Raw genomic sequence first — 16,527 nt, forward strand, 5'->3', positions numbered from 1 at the left:
CAAACTCCCGCATGGTCGCGTCGCGCCAGCCGTCGGCCCAGCGGACGAACCAGTCGCGGGCCTCGGGGTTGCCGCGCCAAGCCTCCCAGAGGAAATGCTTCATCGTACGCCCGTTATAGCCGCTGTCGCCGCCGCCCAGCGGCGTCCGATCAACCCGGCCCTCGCCATACCATGACGACTGGAAGCGGGGATAACCGCGGGCGTCGATGCCCATGAACTTCTCTTTGATCGTCTTGGATGTCCGGAGATTGCGTTCGACCCACAGCGGGTCGCCGTACCGAACGAATAGAAGACCCGGCAGCACGTCGGCCGACGGTTCGGATGAGTGTTCGACATCGCCCATCCCCGCGTAGCCGTCGTAGATCAACTCGTGATCCCAAATGCCACGGGCTAGATTCTGGATGCCCGTCCGAGCCGTTTCGGCCGCGCTCGAGATCGCGGATACCTGCATCCATGTGCGCATCATCTCGCAATCGTCGCCGTAACCGCCGCCGAAACCGCCCTCACGATCCTGCCGCTCGGTGATGAAATGACGCATGAACTCCACTTGCCGAGCGTAGGCCTCGCGCAGATAAGCCGCCCATGCCGGGTGTTTGGTGGTATCGGCGTTGTACTGCTCGCCCCAGGGGATCCTGTCACCCGTATACTGTCGCAAGATGACGTGGTCAGGCCACATCTGCTTGAGCTCTTCCATCCAGGACTTCGCCTCGGCCATGACGTTCCGATTTCCAGCTTCAGCACCGTCCCAGTAGCGATACCGGGCCTGATAGAGTCGCGATTTGTAGTAGAACGGGTTGTTCTTCGCGCCCAGCTTGCGGAGCCGGACGGCCGCCACCATCGCCGCGCCGCTGCGCTGCATGTGGAACGACGCAAACCACTTGGCAAGCAAGGCGTATTGGGCCAGCACCTCATCGCCGGGCTGTCTGGCCGAAGCCGCCTCAAAGGCCGTCGCCAGAACCTTGAATTCCGGATGCCTGTATTTCTCCATGTAAGCCAGATCACCCCGCACATAGGCTTGGCCAAGCAGCCCGACCAGCGTATCGCCCATGGCCCGGAACTGCATGAGGGCCTCATCCAACCGGCCTGTGTTGAATGTGGTCACGGCAGCGTCCACGGCCGGCGAGCCGGAACCGCGGCGGACGACGAGTTGGCGGCCTTCGCGGTACAACGGCCCGTCGGAGATTCCGACCAGTGTCTTGGGGGCGTCCGGGTGTGGCGTAGTACGCTCGTAAACCTCGACGTTGTCCACTTCCAGGCCTGTCCAGCCCAGCACGCCAGCCACGTCGAACCCTGGCCCTCCAAGCGGATCGTCGACCCGCACATCGAATAACTTGGTGCCGTTGACCGCGTAGGAAATCCGCCTGCCCTCCTTCTGAGCGATGCAGTGGTACTCTCTTCCTTGCTCAATCAGGAATGGCGGATGGTGATCTTCAAAGCGAACGCCCGGCCCGACCAGATGATTGGCCGCGTTGTTCTGGGCGCCGAAGCCGAGGAGATACCCGGTCCCCACCTCGCCGCCGCAGAAGGTCACCGACATGTCGCACGGCGGGATGCCCTCGATCGCCCAACCATCGAACTCCAGGCGGATGTCGGGCTTGAAGCTATGGTTGATCTGGGCGTTGACGACGCCGATCAGCCGCAGCCTGCCGCTGATGATGGACATGCCCGGGTTCGGCTTCCAGTCGGGCCCGACTTCCGTCCGGTCGAAATGATCCTGAAAGACCAGCTTCCATTGCGTCTCCTCGGCCGCGGAGAAGATCGACAACAGCAAGTGCAGACAACCGACAAGAGCGAACCGTCTCATCTTTCTGCCTCGTGCTTGGAGGCGTCCAACATGAAAGAACTCCACCGCGCCGATGCGTCCTGCCCCCGTCTACCTTCGTGGGAACACCCGGAGCGGCCGCGCAGCCGCTCGCCGAGGGCCGGGACGACCACCTGTTCGCAGTAGGAGGTCTCACGTCGAATTCCCGCGTGCCCGGCGTCGGCTGATGCTATGCTATCCGAATCGCGCGTTCAACCGGATTCCGGATCGAAATGGAGAACGATATCGAGAGTGGTCATGACACGGCGTTCCTGGCCATTTGGAGGGGCCTTCGGCGACGACGCCCAGCTCGAAAAAATGGCGTTCCTGAGAAGAGACGGGCACAGCTTCAGAAGGGGTGACTTCCGCCTGATTTGCCGTGTCGCAACCGTGTCAAGCGTTATCCGCGGTCTGCAGGCGATATCCAACACCAGGCTCCGTGATGATCAAGCACGGTTGGGCAGGGTCGGGCTCAATCTTCTGGCGGAGCTGGCCAACGTAGACGCGGACGTAATGGGTCTGGTCGACATCGGCCGGCCCCCAGACTTCGCGGAGCAGGTGCTGATGCGTCACGACCTTGCCGGCGTTGAGCACCAGCACGCGAAGCAGTTCGTACTCGTTTGGGGTCAGCTTGATTTCGCGACCATCGACGCGGACCTGCCGCCTCGCCAGATCCACACACAGCCCGCCGTTGCGGAACACGGGCTCGTCCACCTCATCGGCCAGGCGGTTTCGCAGAGCCGCGCGGATTCTGGCCAATAATTCGCCCATGCCGAACGGTTTGGTCACGTAGTCGTCGGCACCGGCGTCAAGGGCCGCGATCTTGTCGGATTCACGGCCACGCACCGACAAAACGATAATCGGCACCTGCGACCATTCGCGAACGCGACGAATCACCTCCATGCCGTCGATGTCGGGAAGGCCCAGGTCCAGGATCATCACCTCCGGCCGATCGTCCGTAGCTTTGAGCAGCGCTTCGTTCCCGTTCGCCGCCTCGGTGATGGTGTAGCCGTGCGCAATAAGGCTGGTCCGCAGAAACCGTCGTATCTGCGGTTCGTCATCCACTACCAGAACTCGTGCCACCACTTCCGCCATGACGCCTCTGACATTACTGCGGTGTTGCGGGCGGGTCTTCGCTCGGCAGCGAGATCGTGATCACAAGCCCCTGACAATCAGCACGCCCGCTGGCCATGATCGCACCGCCGTGAGCCTCCACAATACCTCGGCAGATCGACAAGCCCAGGCCCGTGCCGGCCACCTGCCGATCCATCGCTCTTACACGGTAGAACTTGTCGAAGATCTGTTCAAGCTGTTCGGCTGGGACTCCGGGGCCTTCGTCCATCACCTCGATCACGTGATGTCGGTCCTGTTGTTTCGCGCGGACATCAATCGTCGTGCCCGGCGGCGAGTACTTGGCGGCGTTATCCAGGAGATTCACCAATACCTGCTCGATCAGGACGAAGTCTACCCGCACCAGCGGCATGGCCGCGGCCACCTCTACCAGCACGCAGTGCTTCGCCAACTGGCGACGAAGCCGGGCGACGGCGGAGCCGATGATGTCGCCGAGCTCAACCCAGTCGCGATTCAGTTGGAGCTTGCCCGATTCCAGCCGGGTGATGTCGAGGAGATTGCCGACAAAACGGTTGAGCCGCTCCGCTTCTTCCTGGATGGTCGCCAGGAGGTCGGCACGTGTTGGCTCGTCGTAGTCGCGACCGTACTCGCTCAGGCTGCTGGCCGATCCGACGATGGATGCCAGTGGTGTGCGCAGGTCATGTGAGATGGAAGATAGCAGTGCGGCCCGGAGTTTCTCGGTCTCGCTGACGACCCGGGCCTGTGCCATCTCCTGCCGTAGCCGCGCCCGCTCGATACCGACGGCAGCCTGGTCCGCCAGCGATTCCATCAGCCGGCGGCGCCGCGGAGAGAACTCGCCGGACTCGGACGCGAACTGAACGCCCATCACACCGACGGCTGTCTGGCCTGTCGTCAGCGGCAGAAACGTCCACGCAACGCCGGGCAGAGTGTCCGAACCGCGCCCGGTGGGCTGGTTGTGCTGCCAGGACCAGGTTGCCGCCGCTCGCTCATGCTCGGTGAGAGTCGTGGTTTCGGGATCGCTCGCCGCGGGCGAGAGCTTCAACGAGGACGGCAGCAGCACAACGACGCGAGCTTGTAGAATCCCTGCAACCTGACGAACCACGGTGCGGGCAACGGCATCCGTGTCCGGGGCCGCGGCGATGGCACGGCTGAGTTCAAACAGAGCGTTGGCACGGTCTTCACGACGGCGGGCGGCTTCGGCCTGTTTATGCATTCGCGCGGCAATCTGGCTCGTGATGATGGCCACGATGAAATACACGATGAAGGCCAGCGCTTCCTGGGAACTGGCGATGGAGAACGTGTACAGCGGCCGGATGAAGAAGAAGTTGTAGATCAGGGCGCTGAGCCCACAGGCAAAGATCGACGGCCACAACCCAAGCCGCACGGCCACTGCGAGCACGCCGATCAGGAACACCATCGACAGATTGGGCAACGACAGGTGCTGCTGGAGAAACTTGGCCACAAACGCGCTCAGCACCACAATCACCGCAGCCCAGCCGAAATTCCGCACTCGGAACAAGGATTCCCGTGACGGCGTGTGCGAGGGTGTTTCAGGATGCTCGTCCTCGGCATGGATCACGTAGACGTCGATTGGGCCGCTGAGCCGAATCAAGTCGTTGACGAGAGCGCCGCGCCAGACCTCCTGCCACCACGAACGGCCGGACTTGCCAATGATGATCTCGGTGACGTTGCGCGAACGGGCGTAGCGGATCAGGTCTTCCGCCGGCCGGTTGCCGGGAAGATTGACTGCCTGCCCGCCTAATTGCTCCGCCATTCGCAGCGTCCTGGCGACCCGATCGCGATCGGCCTCTGAAGCACGTTGGTAAGCGGGGGTCTCCACGAAGACCGCCAGCCACTCGGCATTGCGACGGTCGGCTCTCCGTTTGGCGGCTCGTACCAGCCTGGCCGACGTTGGGCTGGCGCAGACGCAGACCATGATGCGGTCCTTGGCCGCCCATGGCCCCTCGATCGCCTGCGCCTTCATCCAATCCTGCATCTGCACGTCGACGCGGTCGGCCGTACGCCGCAAGGCCAGCTCGCGAAGCGCGTTCAGATTGCCGGGGCGGAAGTAGTTGTCGATCGCACGCGCGGCCTGCTCGGGAATGTAGACCTTGCCGTCCTTGAGGCGTTGAATGAGTTCCTCCGGCGGCAGGTCGATCAGCTGGATCTCGTCCGCCTCGTCGAGAATGCGATCCGGCAGCGTCTCTCGCACCTGCACGCCGGTGATGCGGACGACGGTGTCATTGAGACTCTCAAGGTGTTGGACGTTGACCGTGGTGTACACATCAATGCCGGCGGTGAGCAGTTCCTGAACATCCATGTATCGCTTGGGATGCCGGCTGCCGGGTGCGTTGGTGTGGGCCAGTTCATCGACCAGGACAAGCTGCGGCCGACGGGACAGAATCCCGTCGATGTCCATCTCGGTCAGTTGCGTACCGCGGTACTCGACGCTCGTGCGCGGAACGACCTCCAGCCCTTCGAGTAGGGCTTGGGTTTCGGCTCGACCGTGGGTCTCGACAATGCCGACCGCCACGTCGATACTCTCCCGCCGGCGTGCTCGCGCCGCCTGCAGCATCGCATAGGTCTTGCCGACTCCCGGAGCCGCGCCCAGGAACACCTTCAATCGGCCGCGCTGCGACCGCTGGGTCATCGCCAGCAAGGCATCGGCCGACGGGCGTCGTTCCTGATCTGTGTGAGAGTCGCCCACGTACGCACCTGGCTTTCCATAGCCATTTTACCTCGATTGGCCTGACGGTTGGAGCCTGTCAAGGGCCATGTTCAGTTCGAGTACGTTGATGCGAGGCTCGCCCAACAGGCCAAGCTGTCGGGGTTCCGTGTATTGCCGCACCAGAGCCTCCAATTGGTCTGTCGGCGTGGAACGGGCCCGGGCAACACGGGGAATCTGAAAAGCTGCCGCCGCCGGAGAGATGTGCGGGTCCAGCCCACTTCCTGAGGTGGTCACAAGCTCGACCGGCACCGATTGACCGGGGTTTTCGGCCCGCAGCCCCTCAGCGTATGCCCGCACCCGATCCACCAGAGCCTTGTTGGTCGGCCCTAGATTCGATCCGCCCGACACCATCGCGTCATAACCACTGCCGGCTGCCGATGGACGTGGGTGGAAGTACCGCGGAGAACTGAAAGCCTGGCCGATCAGCTCCGAACCGATGATGCGATCGCCGTCCTTGAGCAGGCTTCCGGTGGCCTGGTGGCGAAACACGGTCTGAGCGATGGCTGTGACCACGAGCGGATACAGGATGCCAGTGATGATGGTCATGATGACGAGCATCACCACTGCCGGTCTGATCTGATTGAACATGACGGCGCTCCAGCCAAACTGGCTATGCCAGGTGCATTGCGGTAATCACGAGGTCGATGATCTTGATGCCGACGAACGGCGCGATCACGCCTCCAAGTCCATAGATCAGCAGGTTGCGACGCAGCATGGCCGCCGCACTGAGCGGTCGATACGCCACGCCGCGGAGGGCTAGCGGGATCAGTGCTATGATGATCAGCGCGTTGAAGATCACCGCCGAGAGAAGCGCGCTTTGCGGCGCGGCCAGATGCATCAGATTCAGCCGGTTCAGCTCCGGGTACGTCGCAGCGAACATGGCCGGGATGATCGCGAAGTACTTGGCTACGTCGTTGGCGATGCTGAACGTGGTCAGCGACCCGCGCGTGATGAGCAACTGCTTGCCGATGGCAACGATCTCGATCAGCTTGGTCGGATTGCTGTCGAGGTCGACCATGTTGCCGGCCTCCTTGGCAGCCGACGTGCCGGTGTTCATCGCTACGGCCACGTCGGCTTGGGCTAACGCGGGGGCGTCGTTCGTTCCGTCGCCGCACATCGCGACCATCTTGCCCTTGGCCTGCTCCGCGCGGATCAAGGCCAGCTTGGCTTCAGGCGTGGCTTGGGCCAGGAAATCGTCCACGCCGGCCTCGGCCGCGATGGCGGCGGCGGTCAGCGGGTTATCGCCGGTGATCATCACGGTACGGATGCCCATGCGGCGCATTTCGGCAAAGCGTTCCTTCGTGCCGCCTTTGATGACGTCCTTCAGAAAGATGACACCCATCACTTGTGCGTTCGATGCCACCACCAGAGGTGTGCCACCCGCACGAGCAACATCATCGACGATCTGGCGCACCTCGGCGGGAAACACCCCGCCTCCGGCCTTCACCCACTCCTCGACCGCCTCGGCAGCCCCTTTTCGGATCTGGGCCAAGGGCATGTTGATTCCGCTCATCCGGGTCTGGGCGGTGAACGGGACGAATGCCCCCTGGAGTTCCCACAGATCGCGAGCACGAAGCCCGTATTGCTCTTTGGCATGCACGACGATACTACGGCCCTCCGGCGTCTCGTCAGCGAGTGAGGCGAGTTGAGCCACATCCGCGAGTTGATGGGCGGTGACGCCCGGGGCCGGAACGAACTCACTCGCCTGTCGGTTCCCCAGCGTGATCGTGCCCGTCTTGTCGAGCAGAAGCGTATCCACGTCGCCCGCGGCCTCGACCGCCCGGCCCGACATGGCAAGGACGTTATGCTGGACCAGCCGGTCCATGCCCGCGATGCCAATGGCCGAAAGCAATCCACCAATGGTCGTCGGAATGAGTGTTACCAGCAACGCGATCAGCACCGTGACCGAGACCGTACCACCCGCGTACTTCGCGAACGGCTCGATCGTGCTGGTGGTCATGAGGAACACGATGGTCAGGCCGACGAGCAGAATCCCCAGGGCGATCTCGTTGGGTGTCTTGGATCGCTTGGCGCCTTCGACCAGGGCGATCATGCGATCCAGAAACGTCTCTCCCGGTTGTGACGTGATCTTCACGCGAATCCAGTCGGAGAGGACCTTCGTGCCGCCGGTGACCGCGGAACGGTCGCCGCCGCTCTCGCGGATGACCGGGGCCGACTCACCGGTAATGGCAGATTCATCGACGAAGGCAATACCCTCGACCACGTCGCCATCACCGGGGATGATGTCCCCGGCCTCAACCAGAACGATGTCACCTCGGTCCAGTTGCGTGGCCGGTACCGGCTCGTAGAGATGACTACCGGCTCCATCGGGGTCGAGCAGCAGCTTGGCGAGTGTGTCGCCTTTGGTCTGCCGCAGCGAGTCGGCCTGCGCTTTGCCGCGGCCTTCCGCCATCGCCTCCGCGAAGTTGGCGAAGAGCACCGTGAACCAGAGCCACAGCGCAATCTGGAGCACGAACCTCCAACCCTGGCCGGTTGGGCACAGGATCTCGCGTACCAGCAGCGCGGTTGTTGCGAGGGCTACCACCTCGACCACGAACATGACCGGGCTACGGATCAACGTTCGCGGGTCGAGTTTCCGCAGCGACTCGGCCACTGCCGCTCGTATGATGCGAGGCTCAAACAGCGAATGCTCCTTCATGTGCAGTGTCCGTCCGATCGGGCAGCTATAGGCCGATACTCCAGGAAAGCATATGGACATGGGTACGGCCCAAACCTGTCAGCGTATCGTTTTCAGAATGCCTTTCCCGCCACCATCGCCAGGTGTTCGACAATCGGCCCGAGCGCAAGGGCCGGAAAGAACGTCAGCCCGCCCACGATGAGGATGACACCCGTGAGCAGGATCACGAACATCGGCCCGTGTGTGGGGAAAGTGCCGGTTGAGGCGGGAACTCTGTGCTTGGCGACCAGCGATCCTGCTACGGCTAACATAGGTACGATGTAGACGAACCGGCCGGCGAGCATCGCCAGGCCGACGGTCAGGTTGTAGAAGAGCGTGTTCGCGCTCAGCCCGGCAAACCCGCTACCGTTGTTGCCAGTGCCGGAGGAAAGCGCGTACAGGATCTCGCTGAATCCGTGCGGCCCGGCATTCAGTGGCCCCTTGAGGCCGGCCGGGTAAACACAGGCCAAAGCGGTCAGGCCGAGAATGGACAGCGGCAGCACCAGCATGGCCAGGATCGCCATCTTGATTTCCTTGGCTTCAAGCTTCTTGCCGATGTACTCGGGCGTGCGACCTACCATCAAACCGGCAATGAAAACGGTCAGCACGGCGAAGATCAGCATGCCGTACAGCCCCGAGCCCACGCCGCCGATGACGATCTCACCCAACAGGATGTTGACCAGCGGCACCATGCCGCCCAGCGGCGTGAAGCTGTCGTGCATACCGTTGACCGCACCGCACGACGCAGCCGTCGTGATCGTCGCGAATACGGCCGAGTTGGTGATGCCGAATCGCGCCTCCTTGCCCTCCATGTTGCCGCCCGCCTGCAGGTCGCCCGCGCCGACATCAACGCCCGCCGCCACAAACGCGGGATTGCCGGCGCTTTCGGCCCAGTACAACACTACGACGCCACCGAGGAACAGCAACACCATGCACGACAAGATAGCCCAGCCCTGCCGCTCGTCGCCGACCATCCGGCCGAACACGTTGGTCAGACCCGCGCCGATGCCAAAGATGGCAACCACGTTGAAGAAGTTGGCGAGCGGCGTCGGGTTCTCATACGGGTGAGCGCAGTTGGCGTTTAGGAAGCCGCCGCCATTCGTGCCAAGCTGTTTAATCGCTTCCTGCGAGGCCATCGGCCCCTGCGGGATCATCTGCGTCGCTCCTTCCAGCGTCGTCGCCGATACATAGGCGTTGAAGTTCTGCGGCACGCCCTGCCAGGCCAGCAGCAGGGCCACCACGAACGACAAGGGCAGCAGCACGTACAGCACGCACCGGGTCAGGTCCACCCAGAAGTTGCCGAGCGAGTTGGCGGAGTGGTGGGCGAAACCGCGAATCGAGGCCATGGCCAGGACGATGCCCGTGGCGGCCGAGACGAAGTTCTGTACCGTCAAGCCAACCATCTGCGTGAGATAGCTCATGGTCGCCTCACCGGGGTATGCCTGCCAGTTGGTGTTGGTTGTGAAGCTCACGGCCGTGTTGAACGCGAGATCAGGCGGCACGGCAGCCACATGTTGCGGGTTCAGCCAGAGCAGGCCTTGCAGGCGCAGGATTCCGTAGAGCATCAGGACGCCTGCGAGGTTGAACAACAACATGCCGATCGCGTAGGCGGTCCAGTGCTGCTCGCGACTCGCGTCCACGCCGCAGACGTGGTAGATGAGTCGTTCCATCGGGTGTAGCAGCCTACTCAGTGGCGTCAATTCTCCCTTAAACACGCAGGACATGTACCAGCCCAGCGGTTTGACCAGAACGAGTAGCAGGCCCGCGTACAGGCCGATCTGCAGCCATCCGTTGGTGGTCATGCAGCTTCTCCCTTTGTTCAAAACCGCTCTGGGCGGGCTAGGGCGTATGCCAGGTACACCAGCAGGCCAAGCGCCACGACAATCCCGATCAGGTAGTCGCAAAGCATCGCCACACCTCACCTACAAGCGTTCGCACAGGATCACGAGGCCGATGCACCCCGCGAAAAACGCAAGCACGACACCCAACAAGGCGATCTCGATCATGAGTGGCATCCCCTTCCAGCCGGGTCCTCGCCCGACGGGTGACACTGCAAATATGCAACAGCTCAGTTCAGGAGGGCATAAAAACCAGGCCAACCGGCGTAAGGAAGGTGTAAGGAGAGCCGGGTTTCACGCTCGACTCGGTGACCCACGTGACGAAAAGCCTTCGATCCTCGGCTAACCGCTGGTCTGTCTTGGCAATCCGTTCCGCGTTGGGCTTAAACTGCCTATCACGCAGAAGACATTGCAGTACAACAACTCCCTGCTAGAATGTGACTTGCGAAAAGTGTCTGCCTGCGTGTAAGGCTGCAGATCTGACGCCTGCGAGTTATTCGCAGACTTCCTATATACACAAGGCAACCGAGGGATCGATTCATGGATACGTGGAAGTTCTACGACATCACTCATCGTCGGCACGTGGTGTGCAATCCCACAAGCGAGGACAAGCTCGCACGCTTGGTGGACCTGGTGCAGCTGCCGACAACCGCACGGGTGGTTGACATCGCCTGCGGGAAGGGCGAATTCCTGATACGTCTGGTGGAGGCATACGGAGTGCGCGGCCTAGGCGTGGACCTCTCGCCCTTCTTCATCGCCGACGCAGAACGAAGGCTCAGAGCGCGTGTGCCACAGGCAGGAATCACCTTCACCCAAATGGATGGCGCTGATTTTAAACCCGATAAGCCAAACAGCCTCACTCTAGCTTCGTGCATTGGGGCGAGCTGGGTTTTCGGCGGACACGCGCGCACTCTGGACGCGCTCATCGGCATGGCCGAGCCCGACGGCTGGGTGATAGTGGGGGAGCCGTACTGGTTGCGGGAGCCGTCGGACCAGCACTTGCGGGCGTGTGGGCTGACCAGAGATGCCTTCGGAAGCCACGCGGAAAACGTTGAAGCAGGAGAACGGCGAGGGCTCGACCTCGTGCACACTCTGGTCAGCAGCAAGGACGACTGGGACCGATACGAAGGTCTTCAGTGGCATGCGATGGCGGACTACGCGCGCACCGACCGAGATGACGCTGATCTTCCAGAACTGCTTGAGCGCGTGGCGAAGGAGAAATCAGTCTACTTGAGGTGGGGTAGAGACGCCTTGGGCTGGGCGATCTACGTATTCAGATGTCCACCCGCTCGGAGTACCGAGGCGGTGTCGGGTGCCTGAATAGCGGTTGCAGCCGACTGTCCCATCAAAGGGCCGTATTCTGGGAACGTTCAGGGGACGTGTTGGCAACCATGCCCCCCAATGGTCTTGCCCGCCTCGATGACCTTGGTCTCTGCCCAGAACCTCGCGGCCACCTCGGCTGACACCAACCGCCGTGCCCGGGACATGCCAGCGCCGCAGGTATGAGGTGGCAAACCCACCGAAGCCTTCCAGCCCCGTCATTACGAGGCAATGGCGCACCACCCGGCCGCCGTGCCCCGAACTTCAATCGGCCCGCTGGGACGCAAGCGAGAGGGAGATCGTCACCGGCGGCCGCGGACGACGGGCGGTACTCCACTTGCCGACCCGCAAACGCAAGCCATTGATGATCAGGAGCAGCAGGGTGACGGCAAACGGCCAGGCAGCAAGGCCGGACTCGTGATGCGAGTGGCGGACAACCGGCGCCTCCGCCACCGGGGCCCAAGACAGCAGGGCATCGGTGCCCAGGCCGAAGAGAATCGCCACGACCGCAATGCTCGCAATGTAGATCGCCAGACTCCGCCGCCCGAGCTGCCGTGCGACGATGACCATGGTCGTCATGTTCGTGGCCGGCCCGACGAGAAGAAACACCAGCGCGGCACCCGGACTCAAGCCCTTCGCGATCAGGGCCGCGGCAATCGGCGTCGAAGAGGTCGCACAGACGTACATGGGCATACCGATAGCCAGCATGATGAGCATCGCGGCCCAACCGCCGCCGACGTACCGCTCCAGCGAGCCCGGCGGGACAACGGCCGACACCAACCCCGCCAGCACGAAACCAAGTACCAGCCAGTGAGCCAGATCCGCAAACATCTCCACCAAACCGTAGCGCACAGCAACCCCGGCTCTCCCGAGAAGCCCGACCCGCTTGCCGGCATCAACCGAGGCCTCGGTCGAACAGTGGTGGCAGCACGGTTTGGGGGCAGCACGACTCGGCGAAACCAGCCGGGCAGGGTCCTCACCCGATCGATGGCCTCTATCGATCAGCCAGCCTGCAAAAACCGCGGTCGCCAGTGCGGCAATTGGCCGGACAACGGCCATGAACGGGCCAAGCAAAGCATACGAGACCGCGATCGAATCGATACCCGTCTCCGGCGCACTGATCAGGAAACTGGCCGTGGCCCCGCGGCCAGCCCCTTGCCTGCGGATCGACGATGCAACCGGAATCACGCTGCATGAACACAGCGGCAGCGGTGCCCCAATCAGCGCCGCTTTGATCACGCCGCCCAGACCCGGCTTGCCCAGATGCCGCGTGACTTGACCAATGGGCACTAGGGCTTGAATCACCCCCGCAGCCAGAAAACCGAAAAACAGCCATGGCCCGGCTTGCAGAAACACCCCCCAGGTGGCAGTGGCCCATTCGACAACAAAAGCCATGCTCATGATTCCCTTCGTTCGCCTGGCACATTCTTTTGCCAACTCCGGGGATTGTAGGCAGCCCCGGCTCCCCCTGCCCAGCTTGACTCCAGGATGATGTCAAGCCGACTACGGCGGTGATCACGCACGCGTCGGCCGCCGCTACTCGCTCCTCAATGCCGCCAGTAGCTGCATTCGTAACGTGGGCACAACCGCGACGGCGCCTGCCATCATCCCAGCCGCCAGAACGCCGACCAGCGTCGAGGCCAGCGACAACCACGGAATCGTGGCCGGGCTCGCCACCGCATGGGGGGCAATCGCCAGCCCAGCCGCCACTGAGCCGGCCAGCAGACCGCAGACAAGCAGGACGGCGTTTTCCGCCAGTACCATGACCGCCAGCGTTCCTTGCCGAAACCCGACCGCCTGCAGCAGGGCCAGCTCTCGCCGCCGTTCCCACACGTTCCGAAGCATGACCGCGCCCAGTCCGACCGTGCCAAGCATCAGCCCCAAACCGCCCAGCGTCTGGAAGGTCGAAAGATACGTGTTCTCGACCGCCATGTAGTCAGCCAGTCGGCCGGTCGTGGAGACTGCGTCGAAGCCGTAGTCGCCCAGGTCCCGCTCCAGAGCCTGCTCGATCGCTCCAGCCCTCTCGACCGGAGCCTCGATCAAGAAGAAGCTATACCCTCCGATCGAGGGCCAAAGACGCACGAACTCCCGCTCCGCGATGATCAGACCGCCCTGCAGAACACTGCCCGAGAGCACACCGACGATGCGCAGTTTCGCCGGTCTGCCGCCCTCGTCCTCTACGGTTAATTCGCCGCCCAGCCCGATGTGCAGCATCCACGTAACGGTGCTCGCGTCGCCGATGGCGGGCACGGCGCTATCGCTGGCCCGGCTCGTCAGGAGCGTCCATGGATTCCCTGGGTCGAAATCGGCGTTACCCTCAAACGACTGGAACGAGAAGCCACCGCGCCGAACCATCGCATTCGTGGCCCCGAAGATCCGCGGAGAACGGCTGCCATAGAGGTTCAGGCAACTGGCGTCGTCGCCGGGACGAACACGAAAGGGAATAACCTCGCTGCCAGCCATCTGCTGCTGCGTCGGCGGCGTGATATTCAGCGCCGATCGGCCGGTGGGCGCATTGAGATCGGGCAGGAGGGGCATGGTCGACTCCGCCATCAGCGCGAACCCGCCTGTCCCGCCGTCCTTGGCCCGGTCCTGCGGGCCCGGCTTCCGGTGACTGGCTCCGACCGCCACGATGTTGAAGGCCGCCGCCGCGATTAACACGGTTGTCATCAGGCTGCGGCGACGATGACGGGTCGCGTTGCGGATGCCTAGCTTCAGCGCCGCTAGCGGACCGGGACCGATCACCCCACGCCTGCCGGCCCGGATCCATGCGTCCATGCCCACCATGCAGGCGGTCAGCATCACCACGCCGGCCACAAAGAACGCGATCGTGCGCGGCAGGACCACCACGGCTGCCAGGGTCACGATCAGACCAGCCGCTAACGCGACCAGCACCACCACAGAGAGCGATCGCTCAGACCCATGTCTCGCGGCCTGGGACCCCCACAACACATTGCCCGCCAGCAGCGAGCGAGCCGAGGCCCGGCTGAACCCTCGCAACGACCAGCGAATCGAAGCCCACGCCACTACCAGCCCCGCGATCAATCCGATCAGCAGGCTCAGACTCCCAACATGCAGCCGAAGGAACGGCGCATGAACCGCAGCCGACCACCACGAACGCAGCCCGGCCAGCATCAGCCCGGCATAGCCGACACCGGCCGCCAAACCGAACAGACAGCCGATGCCCGCCAGTGCCAGCCCTTCTCCGAGCAGGAGCTTCCGAACCGTCCGCGGCCGGAAACCCAAAGCCAGCAGCAGGCCAAGCTCACCACTCCGCCGATCGAGCCCCAGCCGGAACATCAGCGCGATCAGCAGGGCGGCCGAGAACATGATCAGAAAGCTGAGACTCAGGAACACCATGGCGAAGTCGGTGTTCCCCTGAGCGGCCGCCAGGGCGTTGGCCCGCACCGGCTCGAAGCGAAGACCGGCTGCGTCCAATACGCTGGGCAATTGCAGCTCCTTCTCCAACTCGCCGGCCGCGGCGTCGAGGCTTACACCCAACGGTGGATAGATGCGCAGCGACGTGGTAGTGCCAAATCGCTCGTATTCCTTGCCCCAAAGCCTTAGTCCGGCCATCATCGATAGGAATGCCTTCGGCGTCGGCCCGTGGTCCTCCCAGTACCTCTCGTCCACCGGCCGAATGCGCTTCAGATCGATCGGGAAGGGGGGGGTCCAGTCGGACAGACGCTTGGCGTCAGTCAAGCCTTCGTACACCGGCGTCAGCGTGCGACTGCCGGCCAGCCCCTGCATCGTGACGATGCCACGAAGCCGAAACCCCGCCGTCTCGGTCCGCAACTGCCCATACTCGCCGATCAGGTAGTAGCTGAGCACCATGCGGTCGCCGCATTGGACTCCGAGTTGATTCGCGGTCCATTCGTTCAAGACGATCTCGTCGTCTTTCAGCGTGTCGATGGTCTCGCCGGTCGTCAAAACGAACCGTCCGAACGGTCCGCCCAGTCCGACGGCCGCGATAGTTGAGTAGGGAACCTCGACCGGAGACGGAGCAGAGGCCGTCAACCAACCCGGCTGCGCCCAGGCCCGTCGCTCGACGGTGATCGTGTTGGCCAGGTAACTGAAAACCGGCAGGGCAGAACACTGGGTCCGGGCGCAGGCCTCCTGAAGCTCCTTCAACAACGTCGGAGACACCATCAGACCAGCGCTCTCCGCAACAACGGCCTGGCCCTCCTGATCCTGGCGGAGACTCAGTCCCAAATCCTGCAGGGTAGCGAAACGGGAGAGGGCGCACTGGTAGACGACTTGCAGAGCCCGTGTTCGCGCGGCACTGCGGGACGAATCGGAATAGAGGAGCCGGAGAGCCCCCAGCCACGGGGCGTTCTCCGCTCCACCCGGACGGCGGGAGACCAGAATGGTGTTGACCTGATCGGGACGCCTGAGCGCCCGCTGGAGCACCGATAGGGGAACGAAGGCGGTACGCGGATGATACTGCGTGGGATGAAGGCTAAACCCTCCCAAACCGTCGTCCGGGATGACCCCTCCAACGGCAAGACGCAGCGTGACCAGTCGGCTGTCTCGCCGCCCAAGAAGCGTCTCAACAGGTATGCCATCCTGCTTGGACACTCGGATCAGGACCTCGTCACCGATCTTCGCGCCTAGATCGCCCGCCAGCGATTCGTTGAGAACCACGGAGCGATCGGCCGAGGAGCCCCGGCCACTCGGCATCGGGTGCGTGGCCAGCGCCCAGAACCGATCGCCGATTCCCGCAATCTGCGTCTGGTTGACCCGAGCACCGGTGTCGGCGTGGGCCACGTTGCCTCTCAACAGAATCGCCTCGGCGACGGTGATCTCGCCGGGCCACATGTCCGGGTCCGCCCGGAGGGCATCCACGGTCCCGGTTCGCAGGAAGTACGGGCTGAACAACGCCATCTCCACCCGCCCCAGCCGCCCGACAGCCAGGTCCGCCAGGCTTCCACGCATCGAGTCGCCAACCAGCAGGGCGCCGGTGATCACCGCCGTGGCCGCCGCGCAGGCCAGAACCGTGGCCAGATGGGTACGCCAGTGATGCTTCAAAGATCGACGACGGAGAGTGGAGAAATTCAAGTCGGCACCTTCA

10 protein-coding genes are annotated in these 16,527 nt (G+C 63.3%); 1 reads left to right on the top strand and 9 read right to left on the bottom strand.

From position 1 onward, the window contains the following. The 7 genes from KA354_14005 to kdpF form a co-directional block, all read right to left on the bottom strand. Positions 1 to 1,804, bottom strand: a 1,804-nt coding sequence (locus tag KA354_14005) for a hypothetical protein (protein ID MBP7935757.1), incomplete at its 3' end; no start/stop codon positions are given. A 390-nt stretch (positions 1,805 to 2,194) separates the two neighbouring features. Continuing rightward, positions 2,195 to 2,884, bottom strand: a complete 690-nt coding sequence (locus tag KA354_14010) for a response regulator (protein ID MBP7935758.1) — start codon at positions 2,882 to 2,884, stop codon at positions 2,195 to 2,197. 25 nt (positions 2,885 to 2,909) lie between these two features. Then, a complete protein-coding gene (locus tag KA354_14015) occupies positions 2,910 to 5,543 on the bottom strand; it encodes a sensor histidine kinase KdpD (protein ID MBP7935759.1) in 2,634 nt (877 codons plus the stop codon). Positions 5,544 to 5,627: 84 nt separating this feature from the next. Beyond that, positions 5,628 to 6,209, bottom strand: a complete 582-nt coding sequence (gene kdpC, locus KA354_14020; GenBank protein ID MBP7935760.1) for a potassium-transporting ATPase subunit KdpC — start codon at positions 6,207 to 6,209, stop codon at positions 5,628 to 5,630. 22 nt (positions 6,210 to 6,231) lie between these two features. After that, complete coding sequence (gene kdpB / locus KA354_14025; GenBank protein ID MBP7935761.1) at positions 6,232 to 8,340, bottom strand: potassium-transporting ATPase subunit KdpB; 2,109 nt, start codon at positions 8,338 to 8,340, stop codon at positions 6,232 to 6,234. A gap of 32 nt (positions 8,341 to 8,372) precedes the next feature. Next, positions 8,373 to 10,100 (bottom strand): potassium-transporting ATPase subunit KdpA, encoded by a 1,728-nt coding sequence (gene kdpA, locus KA354_14030; protein ID MBP7935762.1) that lies wholly within the window; start codon positions 10,098 to 10,100, stop codon positions 8,373 to 8,375. Positions 10,101 to 10,117: 17 nt separating this feature from the next. After that, complete coding sequence (kdpF, locus tag KA354_14035) at positions 10,118 to 10,207, bottom strand: K(+)-transporting ATPase subunit F (protein ID MBP7935763.1); 90 nt, start codon at positions 10,205 to 10,207, stop codon at positions 10,118 to 10,120. 469 nt (positions 10,208 to 10,676) lie between these two features. Between kdpF and KA354_14040 the strand changes: the two genes are divergently transcribed. Next, positions 10,677 to 11,456 (top strand): class I SAM-dependent methyltransferase, encoded by a 780-nt coding sequence (locus KA354_14040; protein MBP7935764.1) that lies wholly within the window; start codon positions 10,677 to 10,679, stop codon positions 11,454 to 11,456. A 264-nt stretch (positions 11,457 to 11,720) separates the two neighbouring features. Here the strand turns inward: KA354_14040 and KA354_14045 are convergent, their stop codons facing one another. Both KA354_14045 and KA354_14050 read right to left on the bottom strand, forming a co-directional pair. After that, positions 11,721 to 12,857 carry an SO_0444 family Cu/Zn efflux transporter gene (locus KA354_14045; GenBank protein ID MBP7935765.1) on the bottom strand — a complete coding sequence of 379 codons (1,137 nt, stop codon included), beginning with the start codon at positions 12,855 to 12,857 and terminating at the stop codon, positions 11,721 to 11,723. A 135-nt stretch (positions 12,858 to 12,992) separates the two neighbouring features. Continuing rightward, entirely contained in the window at positions 12,993 to 16,514 is a 3,522-nt protein-coding gene (locus tag KA354_14050) for an FtsX-like permease family protein (GenBank protein ID MBP7935766.1), read from the bottom strand. Between the last annotated feature and the right edge of the window lie 13 nt (positions 16,515 to 16,527).

The sequence above is a fragment of the Phycisphaerae bacterium genome (genome assembly GCA_018003015.1).
Lineage (GTDB): Bacteria > Planctomycetota > Phycisphaerae > UBA1845 > PWPN01 > JAGNEZ01.